The sequence below is a fragment of the Streptomyces sp. NPDC111744 genome (assembly GCF_055634995.1).
In genome coordinates this window covers 263,972-278,120 of the sequence record NZ_JBVKCG010000009.1, presented here as the reverse complement: position 1 = coordinate 278,120, position 14,149 = coordinate 263,972, and the positions used below count along the sequence as shown (strand labels likewise).

Here is a 14,149-nt window from a genome sequence, read left to right as displayed (position 1 = left end):
TTCTTTACGCCTTTTGCCTGGTGCGGCGGTTGGTGATGAGCATCGATACCAGCACGAGCAGTACGGCGACCAGGAACATGGCCGTACCGATGACATTGATCTGGACGGGCGTGCCGCGCTGCGCCGAACCCCAGACGAACATGGGGAAGGTGACGGTGGAGCCCGCGTTGAAATTGGTGATGATGAAATCGTCGAAGGAGAGCGCGAAGGACAGCAGCGCGCCCGCGGCGATTCCGGGGGCCGCGATGGGAAGGGTGACCCTGACGAAGGTCTGGACGGGGCCCGCGTACAGGTCCCGGGCCGCCTCCTCCAGGCGCGGATCCATCGACATCACGCGCGCCTTGACCGCGGTGACGACGAAGCTGAGGCAGAACATGATGTGGGCGATCAGGATCGTGTGGAAGCCGAGCTGGGCGCCCATGTTCAGGAAGAGGGTGAGCAGCGAGGCCCCCATGACGACCTCGGGCATCGCCATCGGCAGGAAGATCAGCGAGTTCACGGCGCCACGGGCACGGAACCGGTAGCGGACCAGCGCGAAGGCGATCATCGTGCCGAGGAGCGTGGCGCCGATGGTCGCCCAGACGGCGATCTGGAGGCTGATGGAGAGCGAGCCGCACATGTCGGCGACTCCGCACGGCTGCTTCCAGGCGTCGAGCGAGAACTGCTGCCATTCGTAGTTGAAGCGCCCCTTCGGTTTGTTGAAGGAGAACACCGTGACAATGACGTTCGGAAGCAGCAGATATCCGAGGGTGAACAGTCCCGCGATGACGACGAGACGCTTCTTGAGCCAGTTGACGAAGGGCATTTAGACCAGATCCTCCGTCCCGGACCGGCGAATGTAGATCGTGACCATGAAAAGGATCGCGGCCATGAGGATGAAGGAGAGCGCGGCCGCGGTCGGATAGTCGAGAATCCGCAGGAACTGCGTCTGGATCACGTTTCCGATCATGCGGGTGTCGGTCGAGCCGAGGAGTTCGGCGTTGACGTAGTCACCGGCCGCCGGGATGAAGGTCAGCAGGGTGCCGGAGACCACGCCCGGCATCGACAGCGGGAAGGTGACCTTGCGGAAGGTCGTCCACGGCTTGGCGTACAGATCGCCGGCGGCCTCGTGCAGCCGCCCGTCGATCCGCTCCAGCGAGGTGTAGAGCGGCAGGATCATGAACGGCAGGAAGTTGTACGTCAGTCCGCACACCACCGCGAGCGGGGTGGCCAGCACCCGGTCGCCGGCCGTCCAGCCGAGGAAGTTGGTGAGGTCCAGGATGTGCAGCGAGTTCAGCGTGTGCACGACCGGGCCGTTGTCGGCGAGGATCGTCTTCCAGGCCAGGGTGCGGATCAGGAAGCTGGTGAAGAACGGCGCGATCACCAGGATCATGATCAGGTTCCGCCAGCGGCCCGCGCGGAAGGCGATCAGGTAGGCCAGCGGGTAGCCGAGCAGCAGACACAGCACGGTCGCGGCAGCCGCGTAGAAGACGGACCGCAGGAACTGCGGCCAGTACTCGCTCAGCGCGTCCCAGTAGGTCACGAAGTGCCAGGTGACCTTGTAGCCCTCTTCCAGGGAACCCGTCTGGACGGAGGTGGAGCCCTGGTAGATCATCGGCAGCGCGAAGAAGACGATCAGCCAGAGCATGCCGGGCAGCAGCAGCCAGTACGGCGTGAACCGGCCCCGCTTGCGCGGGGGCTTCTTCGTGGGTTCGGCGGGCGCCAGGGGCGGCGGCGCCTCGGAGAGCGTGGCCATCAGGCGGCTTCCTCCTCGATGCCGGCGTCGATGTCCTGGGCGGCGTCGAGACCGAAGGTGTGGGCCGGGTTCCAGTGCAGGACGACATCGGCGCCCGGGACGAGCCGCCCGTCGCGCTCGACGTTCTGCACGTACACCTCGAACTCGGGGCAGACCGCGCTGTCGATGACGTACTGCGTGGAGACCCCGATGAAGCTGGCGTCGGCGATCCTGCCGGTGATCCGGTTGCGATCCTCGGGGATCGAGCCGGCGTCGTCGGCGTGGGTGAGGGAGATCTTCTCGGGCCGGACACCGACGAGCACCTTGCCGCCCGTCCTGGTCGGCGCCGAACATCGCGCCTCGGGCAGCACCAGCTTGCCGCCGCCGGCCTTCACCACGATGTCGTCGCCGTTCTTCGTGTCGACCTCGGCCTCGATCAGGTTCGACGTGCCGAGGAAGTTGGCGACGAAGGTCGTGTCGGGGTTCTCGTACAGATCGGTCGGCGAGCCGAGCTGCTCCACCCGCCCCGCGTTCATCACGGCGACCGTGTCGGCCATGGTCATGGCCTCCTCCTGGTCGTGTGTGACATGGACGAAGGTGATGCCGACCTCGGTCTGGATCCGCTTGAGCTCCAGCTGCATCTGACGGCGCAGTTTGAGGTCGAGGGCGCCGAGCGGCTCGTCGAGGAGCAGGACCTTGGGGTGGTTGATGAGCGCGCGGGCCACCGCGACCCGCTGCTGCTGGCCGCCGGAGAGCTGGTGCGGCTTCTTGCGCGCCTGCTCGCCCAGCTGGACCAGGTCGAGCATGTCCTCGACCTGCTTCTTCACGCTCTTGATGCCGCGCCGGCGCAGACCGAAGGCGACGTTCTCGAAGATGTCGAGGTGCGGGAAGAGAGCGTACGACTGGAAGACCGTGTTCACCGGCCGCTTGTACGGCGGCAGATGGGTCACGTCCTGGTCGCCGAGGTGCACGGTCCCGCTGGTCGGCTCCTCAAGCCCCGCGATCATGCGCAGGGTGGTGGTCTTGCCGCAGCCGGAGGCACCGAGCAGGGCGAAGAAGGAGCCCTGAGGCACGGTCAGGTCCATCGGCCGTACGGCGGTGAAGCCGTTGTCGTAGGTCTTGCCGATGCCGGTGAGGCGGACGTCGCCGCTGCTGTCTGTCGTCATGGTGTCGTCACGCCCCTGTGAGCTTCGCGAACTTCTGCTGGTATGCCGTCTCTTCCTTCGAGCTCAGGGAGCGGAAGGCACGGGACTTGGCCTGCATGGCCTTGTCGGGAACGATCAGCGGGTTGTCCGCCGCCGACTTGTCGATCTTGGCAAGGTACGGCTGCACGTCCGCGACCGGGCTGACGTAGTTGATGTAGGCGGCGAGTTCCGCGGCCTGCTGGGGCTCGTAGTAGTAGTCGATGAGCCGCTCGGCGTTCGTCTTGTGGCGCGCCTTGTTCGGGATCAGCATGTTGTCGGTCGACGTCATGTAGCCGCTGTCCGGGATGACGTACGCGACGTCCGGGTTGTCCGCCTGGAGCTGCACGATGTCGCCGCCCCAGGCGACACAGGCCGCCAGGTCGCCCTTGCTGAGGTCCGAGGTGTAGTCGTTGCCGGTGAACCGGCGGATCTGCCCCTTGTCGACGGCATTCTGGAGCCGGGCGATCACCGCGTCGTAGTTGTCGTCGGTGAACTTCGCCGGGTCGATGCCCATGTCGAGCATGGTCATGCCGACGGTGTCCCGCATCTCCGTCAGCAGGCCGACCCGGCCCTTGAGCGCGGGGTTGTCGAGCAGGTCGGAGACCGACTTCACCTCGACGCCGTTCAGGGCCTTCTTGTTGAAGGCGACGACCGTCGAGATGCCCTGCCAGGGGTACGAGTAGGCGCGGCCCGGGTCCCAGTCGGGGCTGCGGAACTGGTCCGACAGGTTGGCGAAGGCGTGCGGCAGGTTGGACGCGTCCAGTTTCTGGACGTAGCCGAGCCGGATCATGCGGGCTGCCAGCCAGTCGGTGAGGACGACCAGGTCACGGCCGGTGTCCTGGCCTGCGGCGAGCTGTGGCTGGATCTTGCCGAAGAACTCGTCGTTGTCGTTGATGTCCTCGGTGTACTTGACCGTGATCCCGGTCCGCTTGCGGAAGGTGTCAAGGGTCGGACGGTTCTTCCCGCTGTCGTCCACGTCGATGTACTCGGGCCAGTTGGAGAAGTTGACGACCTTCTCCTCGGCCGAGTGGTCGTCGGCGGAGACACCGCCCTGGGACTTGCCGGCCGCGGGGATACCGCAGGCGCTCAGCGCCCCGGCGCCGCCCACCGCGAGCGCGCCTCCCAGGAGCGACCGGCGGGCCAGGGCAGCCCGGCCGGTGCGGAGGCCGCGCCGCATGGCGGCTACTTCGACCGGCGTCGGGCGGTCGGGCTCGTACTGCCTCATGCGCTAGATGCCCTTTCGGGAAGAGGGCCGTGATGAGCGGCCGCAGGAATGACTATCGGTCCCCGAAGATCGTGCGGTGCCAGTCCTTGCGCGCCACCGCCGTGTTGTCGAACATTACGTGCTTGACCTGGGTGTACTCCTCGAACGAGTACGCCGACATGTCCTTGCCGAAGCCGGAAGCCTTGTAGCCGCCGTGCGGCATCTCGCTGATGATCGGAATGTGGTCGTTGACCCACACGCACCCCGCCTTGATCTCGCGGGTCGCGCGGTTCGCCCGGTAGACGCTGCTGCTCCACGCGGAGGCGGCCAGACCGTACGGGGTGTCGTTGGCCAGCCGGATGCCCTCATCATCACTGTCGAACGGCAGAACGACCAGCACCGGCCCGAAGATCTCGGACTGGACGATCTCGCTGTCCTGCGGGGCGTCGGCGATCAACGTGGGCCGGTAGTACGCACCGCTCTTCAGCTCGTCCTGCGGCGGCTCGCCGCCGGTCACCACGCGCGCGTAGCCGCGCGCCCGCTCGACGAACCCGGCGACCCGGTCCCGCTGGGCGTGCGAGATCAGCGGCCCGAGGTCGGTACCGGGAGCGAACGGGTCGCCCAGCCGCACGGTCTCCATCAGTGCGGCCGTCTGCTCGACGAAGGCCTCGTAGAGCGGCCGCTGCACATACGCGCGCGTGGCGGCGGTGCAGTCCTGCCCGGTGTTGATGAGCGCCCCGGCGACGGCCCCGTGCACGGCGGCCTCCAGGTCGGCGTCGTCGAACACTACGAACGGTGCCTTGCCGCCGAGTTCCAGATGCAGCCGCTTCACGGTCGCCGTCGCGACCTCGGCCACCCGCTTTCCGACCCCGGTGGAACCGGTGAAGGAGGTCATGGCGACGTCGGGGTGCCCGACGAGATGCTCACCGGCCACCTTCCCGGTCCCGGTGACGATGTTGACGACACCGTCGGGGATACCGGCGAGGGTGGCGGCCTCGGCGAAGAGCAGCGAGGTGAGCGGGGTGAGTTCGGCCGGCTTGAGCACGATGGTGTTGCCGGCCGCGATCGCCGGAAGGATCTTCCAGGCGGCCATCTGGAGCGGATAGTTCCAGGGCGCGATCGACCCGACGACACCGATGGGCTCGCGGCGGATGTACGACGTGTGGTCGCCGGAGTACTCACCGGCCGCCTGCCCCTGCAGATGCCGGGCGGCCCCCGCGAAGAACGCGGCGTTGTCGATGGTCCCCGGTACGTCGAACTCACGCGTCAGCTTGAGCGGCTTGCCGCACTGGAGGGACTCGGCACGGGAGAATTCATCCGCGCGGTCGGCGAGCACGGCGGCGAAGCGGTGCAGCGCGTCCGACCGCTCGCCGGGGGTCGCCCCGGCCCAGCCGGGAAAGGCGTCCCGCGCGGCGGCCACCGCCCGGTCGACGTCCTCCGTCCCGGCCAGCTCGTAGGAGTACACGCCCGCGCCGGTGGCCGGGTCGACGACGGCGTGCGTACGGCCTGACGTGCCCTTGCCGAACCGTCCCGCGATGAACTGTGCGCCGCCCGAGAGCCGCTCCTGCGCGGGGAAGGTCTCCGGGGTGGCGGTGCCCGGGTTGTCCATGTCGCTTCTCCTCCGCCGTCACCCCGTCCGAGAGGCGGGTGGCGTAGCTCCAGCTGGATTTGACTGCCGATCCTGACAGAGCAGAGGGAGTCCAACAAGTGATTCCGTTGTTGCCTTTTGGTTACGCGACGGAATCTGTCGACCAGATGTCGAGTCAGGGAGGAAAAGGCGGGACGTAGTGTCAGTGGTCCCTGCCAGACTGGCGTGCATGGCGAAGATCGATTCTGTGGAGGCCCTGACCAGGGCGGTCCAGGCGGGGGCCAGGATCAAGTACCTGCACTTCTGGGGACACCGGCCGAGGCCGGACGGACAGCTCTCGGCGAGCTGCCTGAGCCAGTGGTGGCCGTCACGCTTCGTGGTCGGCGGTGTGGAGTACGCGACCGCCGAGCACTGGATGATGGCAGGAAAGGCCCGCCTGTTCGGGGACGCCGACGCGGAGAGTCGGGTACTGGCGGCCACGCATCCCGCCGAGGCGAAGAAGGCGGGCCGACTGGTCCGCGACTTCGACGAAGCGATATGGGAACGGGAGCGGTTCGACATCGTGGCGCGCGGCAGCGCGCACAAGTTCGCCGCCGAGCCGGCCCTGCGGGAGTTCCTGCTGGGGACCGGCGACCGGGTACTGGTGGAGGCGAGCCCGGTGGACCGCGTGTGGGGAATCGGCCTGGCGGCTACGGATTCGGGAGCGGAGGATCCGAAGCGGTGGAGGGGGCTGAACCTGCTGGGGTTCGCGTTGATGGAGGCGCGGGACAGGCTGCGGGGGGCAACTGGTACCGCCTAAGGGCGCGGGGCTGTATTGAATCTGCGGCTACCGCCGCATTGAATCTGCGGCTACCGCCGCGTGGGCGCGACCAGCCCCCACCCACCCGCACCCGACCACCCCCCGAACCCCCGAGCTAGTGGGTGCTCGCCACCACGATCAGCACGAGGAACCCCACAGCAAGAACAAGTCCCGCCGACCCGCAGATGATCCCGGCCAGCGCCTGGCCCCCGTTCGTGGCCTCCCCCCGCCTGACCCGAGCCCGCCCGATCGAACCGAAGACGATGGCCAGCACCCCCATCACCAGCGCGACCGGCCACGCACAGAAGCCGACCGCACTGATGATCCCGGTCACGAGACTGGCCGTACCCAGCCCGTTGTTGGGCATCGGCTGCATACCGGGCCAGCCGCCGTACCCCCCGGGCCCGCCCGGATACGACGGAAGCGGTTGCCCGGGGTAGCCATACCCCGGACCGGGTGCCGACGCCCCCGGGTACCCGTACGGAATCTGACCGGGTCCGTCCGGAGCTATCGGCGGCGGAGGCACAGCCGCACTCTGCGGATACTGCGGCACCGGCGGGGCGTACGGGCTGGGCGACGCGTACGCCCCCGCCCCCGGCGCCGCAAAGGGGTTCGCCGGCGCAGCCGGAGGGGCCACGTCGGCCCCCGCCCCCGGCATCGCCGCGACCGTCCGCTGGTCATGGACCGATGGCGGCACCGGCGCCTCCGCCCCGGCCCCCTCCCCCGCATCGGCCGTCTTGTCCAGCCGTATCTTCGGAGCCTCTGGCGCCTCGTCAGCCATCCCGCGATGTCCCCTCTCCCGCACGCATGCCGCCGTCATGCTACGGCCCGGCCACCTCGAACGCCGGTGCGGCCTACGATGACCCGGAATCACCGATCAGCCGATCACCGCGCAAGGGGCCAGTCCACGGCCGTACCACCGCCGAAGGCGGCCCCGCGCCGTTCCGGGGAGGAACCCTTGACCGACCGCCACACCGAACCCGCCCTCCGCGACGTGCACGCCTTCATCGCCGGGCTGCCCAAGGCCGAACTGCACGTCCACCACGTCGGCTCCGCCTCCCCGCGTATCGTCTCGGAACTGGCCGCCCGGCACCCCGACTCCAAGGTCCCCACCGACCCCGAGGCCCTCGCCGACTACTTCACGTTCACGGACTTCGCGCACTTCATCGAGGTCTATCTGTCGGTCGTCGACCTGATCCGCACGCCCGAGGACGTCCGGCTGCTCACCTATGAGGTGGCCCGTGAGCTGGCCCGCCAGCAGGTGCGCTACGCCGAGCTGACCATCACCCCCTTCTCGTCCACCCGGCGCGGGATCGACGCAGGCGCCTTCATGGACGCGATCGAGGACGCGCGGAAGGCGGCGGAGGCCGAGTTCGAAACCGTGCTGCGCTGGTGCTTCGACATCCCCGGCGAGGCGGGCCTGGAAGCCGCCGAGGAGACGGTGCGGCTCGCGACCGACGACCGGATCCGCCCGGAGGGCCTGGTCTCCTTCGGTCTCGGCGGCCCCGAGATCGGCGTGCCCCGGCCGCAGTTCAAGCCGTACTTCGACCGGGCCCTCGCGGCCGGCCTGCACTCCGTCCCGCACGCCGGTGAGACCACGGGGCCCGGCACGGTCTGGGACGCCCTCGTCGAACTGCACGCCGAGCGCATCGGCCACGGCACCAGCTCCGCGCAGGACCCGAAGCTCCTCGCCCACCTGGCCGAGCACCGCATCGCGCTGGAGGTGTGCCCGACCTCCAACATCGCCACGCGCGCGGTCCGCACCCTCGAAGAGCACCCGATCAGGGACTTCGTGGACGCGGGTGTAGTGGTCACGGTCAACTCCGACGACCCGCCGATGTTCGGCACCGACCTGAACAACGAGTACGCGGTCGCCGCCCGTCTCCTCGGCCTCGACGAGCGCGGTGTCGCCGACCTCGCCCGGAACGCGGTGGAGGCGTCCTTCCTGGACCAGTCGGGCAAGGCGAGGATCTCGGCCGAGATCGACGCGTACACGAAGGCATGGCTCGCCCCCTGAAAAGACCCGGGCCCTGAAAGACCCGGGCCCTGAAGAACCGCCGCGGAGCCCTGAGAACATGGCCTCATGCAGACCGTGACCGCCGTGGCCCACCGCGGCGACCCCTACCGCTTCCGCGAGAACACGTTGGCCTCCCTGCGTTCCGCGCTCCAACAGGGCGCGGACGCGGTGGAGATCGACGTACGGCTGACGCGTGACGGCGTCCCCGTCCTCCTGCACGACGAGACCCTGGACCGCCTCTGGGAAGTCGACCGCCCGCTGAGCGCGCTGTCGGCGGACGAGGTGCGCGGCCTCACGGCGGGCGGCGTACCGACGCTCGCGGAGGCGCTCGCGGCGACGGAGGACAGCCGGGTGATGATCGACCTTCCCGGCGACCCGAGCGAGCGGGCGGTGGCCAGGATCGTGGGCGTCGCCCGGGAGTGCGGTGCGACGGACCGCGTCTACTACACGGGAGACGCGGCGGCGATGCTTGCGGTACGGACGGCGGACGCGGCGGCGGAGATCGCCCTCACCCGCAAGACCCTGGCGCCCACCCGGCCCGCGCTTCTGGACGTGATCCGCCCCCGCTACCTCAACTACCGCTTCACCCTGCTCGACCACGCCCTGACCGAGCACGTCCACCGCAGCGGCTACCTGGTCTCGTGCTGGACCCCGGACACCCGCCGCTCGATGCGCCGCCTGCTGGACATGGGCGTCGACTCGATCACCACGAACCGGGTGGACGTGCTCGACTCGCTCCGGCGCTACACGACCGAGCGCTGAGCGACCGTCGCCGGATCGCTCGGCGTCCCCCGCGTCACATACTGCGGAACCGGCGCCGAGTCCGTCCCGTCGTCCCGGACCAGCCCATATCGGATGGCCCCGTCCGGTGGCCCGTACAGCACGTCCCTCTCCACCGCGTCCCAGGTCGACGGGAAGACGCTCACCCCGTAGTCCGCGCCCCGCTCGTTCACCGTGAAGGTCACGCTCCCGTCGACGTAGAAGTACTCGTTCTGCCACATCTGCTGGGTGCCGGCCGGCAGGACGGCGTAGCCGGTGGCCGAGCTGCCCATGCCGGTGGAGGAGGCGTCGGTGCTGCTGATGCGGTCGTCCATCCGGCGGCCGCCGCCCGACGCCACATGGAAAAGTTTGCCCTTCAGGCCGGTCCAGCTCGGCATGACGAGGCTGCCGGCCCGGGACAGCGGAGCGATCTGCCAGCGGACGAGGACATAGCCCCGGCCGGTCAGCGTCACGTTGTCTCCTCGGTGGTTCAGCACGGCGTGCGCCCCGCCCGTGCTGGTGATCCCGGTCTCCGGCCGGTGTGGCAGCGTGCCGGGCCTGGTGTCCGGGTCCGGCGCCTTGTCGGCCGCGTCGACGACCGAGCCGTACACGGCGGCGCTCGCCGACGGGGACGGTGACGGCGAGGCGGAGGGCGAGGCCGAAGGGGACTGCGCAGGGGTGGCAGCCGGGGTCGGTGTCGGCGCGCCGGTGACCGCCGCCGTGGGCGCTGTGGCCGTGTGCGGCGCAGGATGATCCGGGGTCTGTACGACGACGTAGGCGCCGCCCGCCACGATCGTCGCCCCCGCCGTGACCGCCACCGCGGGCTTGGTCAGCGCGCCCAGCACCTTCGCCGACCACCCGACCGAAGTCGCCGCGGCCGCCGTCTTGCCGCCGAGCGCCAGCGACAGCGTGAAGCCCACCGGCACCGGCACCAGCGCGATCCCGACCAGCAGCCGGTCCGCCGGTACGACGGAGTCGCGGGTGTCCCCGCAGTAGCCGCAGCCGCGGATGTGCCGGGCCAGCCGTTTGCGCCAGACGGAGTCGGGTCGCCCGTCCCAGCGCGCGGTCAGCTCGCGCAGCTCGGGGCAGGCGCCGTCCAGCGCGCGCACGATGCCCCGCGAGACCTCCAGCCGTTCCTTCATCCGCTGCACGCGGACGGCGGCGTGCTGCCGGCTGATGCCGACGGCCGCCGCCAGCTCGCGCCGGGTGAGTTCGCCCGAGACCTCCAGCCACCACAGCGACACCAGCTGCCGGTCCTCGGGGTCCAGCCAGCGCACCGCCTCCGCGACCTCCCGCCGCTGGCCCTCCAGCTGGAGCCGCAGCACGGTGAGTTCGGCGAAGTCGGCGGTGCCGTCCGGGACGCCCTCGTCCAGTTTCCGCTCCTGTTTGCGGCGGGCCCGGTCCCGTATCTGCCGCATGGCGATGGCCACCAGCCAGGACCGGAAGCTGTCCGGGTCACGGAGGGTGCCGAGGTGGTCGACGGCGCGCAGCATGGTCTCCTGGACGACGTCGTCGACGTCCGCGTGGCCGTTGAGGGCGCGGCCGACCACGTTGTAGACCAACGGCAGCCAGCCCTCGACCAGTTCGTCCAGCGCACGCCGGTCGCCCGCCTGCGCGGCCGCGATGGTGGCACGCCACTGCCGCGACACATGCACGTCCGTCCTCATGACCGCACCTTCTCAGCCGGGACGGTGACCTTGGCAATGTCGGGGATCACAGTGTGGAGACGGAGTGCGGGTTCCGGGATAACACTTTTTCCGCGCCGGGCTCCCCGCCGCAGCGCGGTGCTCGCCGGGACCCGGGACCTGAGCCGGACTCTCGTCTACTCGGTCAACGCGACCGACGCCAAGGGCGAGGGGATGAACCCGGTGGCGGAGCGGATCGCGCTGGCCGCGCTCAAGCAGGGGTGACTTTACGGGCGGGTGGCCCGGTCGCAGTGCGGCCGGGCTGTCGCCTCTTCCTCGCCGAGTCCGCGATCGAGGAGCCGAGTGAGCGGAGCCCGAGTGAGCAGGCCCACTCTCCCGGAGCGGCTGATCCAGGCGTAGCATGTGAACGAAACAGTTTCGTTCACGGAACGGACCTCGCATGGAGAAGACAGGCATGGTCTCCGTACTCGTCGTCAACGACCAATCCCTCCAGCGCCTCGCCCTGCGCATGCTCCTCACCGCCGAGCCCGGCCTTACGGTCGCCGGGGAGGCGACGGACGGGGACGGGGCGATCCGTGCGAGCGCCGCGCTCCGCCCCGATGTCGTCCTCATGGGCAGCCATCCGTCCGGGGCGGCCGGCATCGAGACCATCCGGCACCTCACCCGCCGGTCGACCCGCACCCCCGGATTCCCCGCCGCCGCCGAGGAGACCTACGCCCCCCGGGTCCTGGTGCTGACCGCGGCCGACCAGGAGGCGGAGGCCTGGGCCGCCCTGCGTGCGGGCGCCGGCGGCTTCCTGCTCGACGACGCCGACCCGGCCGAACTGACCGCGGCCATCCGGGTGGTGGCCGCCGGGGACGCCGTCATCACACCCGGCCTGACCCGCGCGCTCATCGACGCCGTCCGCCAGCAGCACACCGTCCGCCCCCTCCCCCGCACCTCGGGGCTCGGCGCCCTCACCGGGCGCGAGCGCGATGTCCTGGCCGCCGTGGCCTCCGGCTGGTCCAACGCCGAGATCGCACAGTGGCTGTCCATCGCCCCGACCACCGTGAAGACCCACGTCAGCAACGTCCTCGCGAAGATCGGCGCCCGCGCCCGCGTGCAGGCGGTGGCCTTCGCCTACGAGTCGGGCCTCATCCGCCCGGCGGCCTAGGGACTCCCCGGGCTCATGTGAAGCGGCGAGGGCGAACTTCCTGGCGAGCGGGCAGGGCCGGAAACCATAGGTCCGATGCCTGACCGGCCTTCCAGAAATGCACTCAGGTAATGAAAAGGTCGGTGCCGCCACTCATCACCCTCCAACACTCCGCAAAGCACGCAGGTCGTTGGCTATCCATGATTTTGGCTCATGAATTGCCGCCGTTCCAGGCATTGGACGTATACGTGCCGACGGCGGAGGCTTGCAGACATCACGGATCCCGCCGAATACGACAAGGAGCCGATCATGAGCACCCGGTGGAACGCCGACGAGGGCCATATCGAGACGACCGCCCGTGGCCGTGCCGTGCTCTCCCAGCCCCGCCTCAACCGGGGCACCGCCTTCACCCGGGAGGAACGGCAGTCGCTGGGCCTGGTGGGTCTGGTGCCGCCGGCGGTGCTGACCCTGGAGCAGCAGGCAGAGCGGGCGTACCAGCAGTACGCGGCGCAGCCGACCGATCTTGCCAAGAACGTCAACCTCACCGCACTGCACGACCGTAACCAGGTGCTCTTCTACCGGCTGCTCGGCGACCACCTCGACGAGATGCTGCCCATCGTCTACACCCCGACCGTCGGCAAGGCGATTCAGCGCTACAGCTACGAGTACCGGCGCCCGGCCGGCGTGTACCTGTCGGTGGACGCGCCGGAGGAGATCGAGGGCGCGCTCATGGCCACCGGCCTGGGCGCCGACGACGTCGACCTGATCGTCGCCACCGACGGCGAGGCGATCCTCGGCATCGGCGACTGGGGTGTGGGCGGCATCGACATCTCGGTGGGCAAGCTCGCCGTCTACACCGCGGCCGCCGGCATCGACCCGAACCGCACCCTGGCGGTCATGCTGGACGTCGGCACCAACCGCCAGGAACTCCTGGAGAGCCCGCTCTACCTCGGCAACCGGCACCCGCGGGTGGACCGGGAGACGTACGACGCCTTCATCGACGCCTATGTCACCACCGCCCGCAGGCTCTTCCCGAACGCCCTGCTGCACTGGGAGGACTTCGGCCCCGCCAACGCCCGTCGCATCCTGGACCGTTACCGCCCCCACGAGTTCACCTTCAACGACGACGTCCAGGGCACCGGCGCCGTCAACCTCGCCGCCGTACTCTCCGGGGTGAAGGCCAGCGGGATCGCGCTGCGCGACCACCGTGCGGTGATCTTCGGCGCGGGCACCGCCGGCGTCGGCATCGCCGACCAGCTGCGGGACGCCATGGTCGCCGACGGGCTGACCGTCGAGGAGGCCACCGCCCGCATCTTCGGCGTGGACCGCTACGGCCTGCTCGTCGAGGGCCAGGAGGGCCTGCGCGACTTCCAGGTCCGCTACGCCCGGCCGGCCGCCGAGGTCGCCGACTGGCGCCGGGACGAGAAGGTGGGCGGCATCACGCTGGCCGAGGTCGTCGAGCGGGTGCGGCCGACGGTCCTGATCGGCACCTCAGGTCAGGGCGGCTCCTTCACCGAGAACATCGTCCGTACGATGGCCGCCCACGCCGACCGTCCGATCATCCTGCCGATGTCCAACCCGACGGACCTGGCCGAGGCGGTCCCGGCCGACCTGCTGGCCTGGACGGACGGCCGCGCCCTGATCGCCACCGGCAGCCCGTTCCCCCCGGTCGAGCAGGACGGGGTCCGGTACGCGATCGGGCAGGCCAACAACGCACTGGTCTTCCCGGGCCTCGGTCTCGGCGCGATCGTCGCCCGGGCCACCCGGGTCACCGACGGCATGCTGGCCGCCTCCGCGCACGCCGTCGCCGGCCAGACCGACGCCACCGGCCCCGGCGCGCCGATCCTGCCCCTCACCGACCAGCTGCGCGAGACATCGGTGGCCGTGGCGGTCGCGGTGGCCCGTGCCGCGGCCGCCGACGGGGTGGCCGGCGCGACGGTGGACGATTCCATCGAGGACCGGGTCAGGGCCGCGATCTGGGAGCCGGTGTATCCACCGATCAAGGCCGTCTGAGGCGTCTCGGCCGCCCGAGTCGTCCGAGCCCTTTTCACGCCCCACACTCCCCGTCATGCCTCCAGGACCTGAATACGTCCTGTCCGATGCGGC

At 69.9% G+C, this 14,149-nt stretch carries 12 protein-coding genes and 1 pseudogene; 6 read left to right on the top strand and 7 right to left on the bottom strand.

Going from position 1 to position 14,149, the window contains the following annotated elements:
* Positions 1-4: 4 nt before the first annotated feature.
* The 5 genes from ACZ7OO_RS22355 to ACZ7OO_RS22335 are packed head-to-tail and all read right to left on the bottom strand — an operon-like array spanning position 5 to position 5,711.
* Positions 5-805: an ABC transporter permease gene (locus ACZ7OO_RS22355; RefSeq protein WP_471506844.1), complete on the bottom strand. Its 801-nt coding sequence runs from the start codon at positions 803-805 to the stop codon at positions 5-7.
* On the bottom strand, positions 806-1,735 hold the full coding sequence (locus tag ACZ7OO_RS22350; RefSeq protein WP_471506842.1) for an ABC transporter permease: 930 nt from the start codon (positions 1,733-1,735) through the stop codon (positions 806-808). It lies immediately after the preceding gene.
* Positions 1,735-2,880: an ABC transporter ATP-binding protein gene (locus ACZ7OO_RS22345; RefSeq protein WP_471506840.1), complete on the bottom strand. Its 1,146-nt coding sequence runs from the start codon at positions 2,878-2,880 to the stop codon at positions 1,735-1,737. The genes ACZ7OO_RS22350 and ACZ7OO_RS22345 overlap by 1 nt, the downstream gene beginning before the upstream one ends.
* A gap of 7 nt (positions 2,881-2,887) precedes the next feature.
* Positions 2,888-4,123 (bottom strand): ABC transporter substrate-binding protein, encoded by a 1,236-nt coding sequence (locus tag ACZ7OO_RS22340; RefSeq protein ID WP_471506838.1) that lies wholly within the window; start codon positions 4,121-4,123, stop codon positions 2,888-2,890.
* Positions 4,124-4,175: 52 nt separating this feature from the next.
* Positions 4,176-5,711 (bottom strand): gamma-aminobutyraldehyde dehydrogenase, encoded by a 1,536-nt coding sequence (locus tag ACZ7OO_RS22335; RefSeq protein WP_471506836.1) that lies wholly within the window; start codon positions 5,709-5,711, stop codon positions 4,176-4,178.
* 208 nt (positions 5,712-5,919) lie between these two features.
* Here ACZ7OO_RS22335 and ACZ7OO_RS22330 point away from each other — a divergent pair, with 208 nt between their 5' ends.
* Complete coding sequence (locus ACZ7OO_RS22330) at positions 5,920-6,489, top strand: NADAR family protein (protein ID WP_471506835.1); 570 nt, start codon at positions 5,920-5,922, stop codon at positions 6,487-6,489.
* Positions 6,490-6,604: 115 nt separating this feature from the next.
* Here ACZ7OO_RS22330 and ACZ7OO_RS22325 read toward each other — a convergent pair whose 3' ends face one another.
* Positions 6,605-6,856, bottom strand: coding sequence for a DUF4190 domain-containing protein (locus ACZ7OO_RS22325; RefSeq protein ID WP_471506833.1), 252 nt, complete (start codon positions 6,854-6,856; stop codon positions 6,605-6,607).
* A gap of 440 nt (positions 6,857-7,296) precedes the next feature.
* On the opposite strand from ACZ7OO_RS22325, the pseudogene ACZ7OO_RS22320 reads away from it, so the two are divergent.
* Positions 7,297-8,506: pseudogene (locus ACZ7OO_RS22320) on the top strand (adenosine deaminase).
* 66 nt (positions 8,507-8,572) lie between these two features.
* Positions 8,573-9,268 (top strand): glycerophosphodiester phosphodiesterase, encoded by a 696-nt coding sequence (locus tag ACZ7OO_RS22315; protein ID WP_471506831.1) that lies wholly within the window; start codon positions 8,573-8,575, stop codon positions 9,266-9,268.
* Here the strand turns inward: ACZ7OO_RS22315 and ACZ7OO_RS22310 are convergent.
* Positions 9,250-10,932, bottom strand: coding sequence for an RNA polymerase sigma factor (locus ACZ7OO_RS22310; RefSeq protein WP_471506829.1), 1,683 nt, complete (start codon positions 10,930-10,932; stop codon positions 9,250-9,252). The genes ACZ7OO_RS22315 and ACZ7OO_RS22310 overlap by 19 nt on opposite strands.
* Before the next feature lie 117 nt (positions 10,933-11,049).
* Here ACZ7OO_RS22310 and ACZ7OO_RS22305 point away from each other — a divergent pair, with 117 nt between their 5' ends.
* The 3 genes from ACZ7OO_RS22305 to ACZ7OO_RS22295 all read left to right on the top strand — a co-directional run bounded on the left by ACZ7OO_RS22305 (position 11,050) and on the right by ACZ7OO_RS22295 (position 14,056).
* The gene (locus tag ACZ7OO_RS22305; protein ID WP_471506827.1) at positions 11,050-11,175 is read left to right on the top strand and encodes a hypothetical protein; all 126 of its coding nucleotides are present in this window, start codon (positions 11,050-11,052) and stop codon (positions 11,173-11,175) included.
* A gap of 190 nt (positions 11,176-11,365) precedes the next feature.
* Positions 11,366-12,064: a LuxR C-terminal-related transcriptional regulator gene (locus ACZ7OO_RS22300; RefSeq protein WP_471506956.1), complete on the top strand. Its 699-nt coding sequence runs from the start codon at positions 11,366-11,368 to the stop codon at positions 12,062-12,064.
* Between the two features lie 288 nt (positions 12,065-12,352).
* Positions 12,353-14,056: an NAD-dependent malic enzyme gene (locus ACZ7OO_RS22295; protein WP_471506825.1), complete on the top strand. Its 1,704-nt coding sequence runs from the start codon at positions 12,353-12,355 to the stop codon at positions 14,054-14,056.
* Positions 14,057-14,149: the final 93 nt, after the last annotated feature.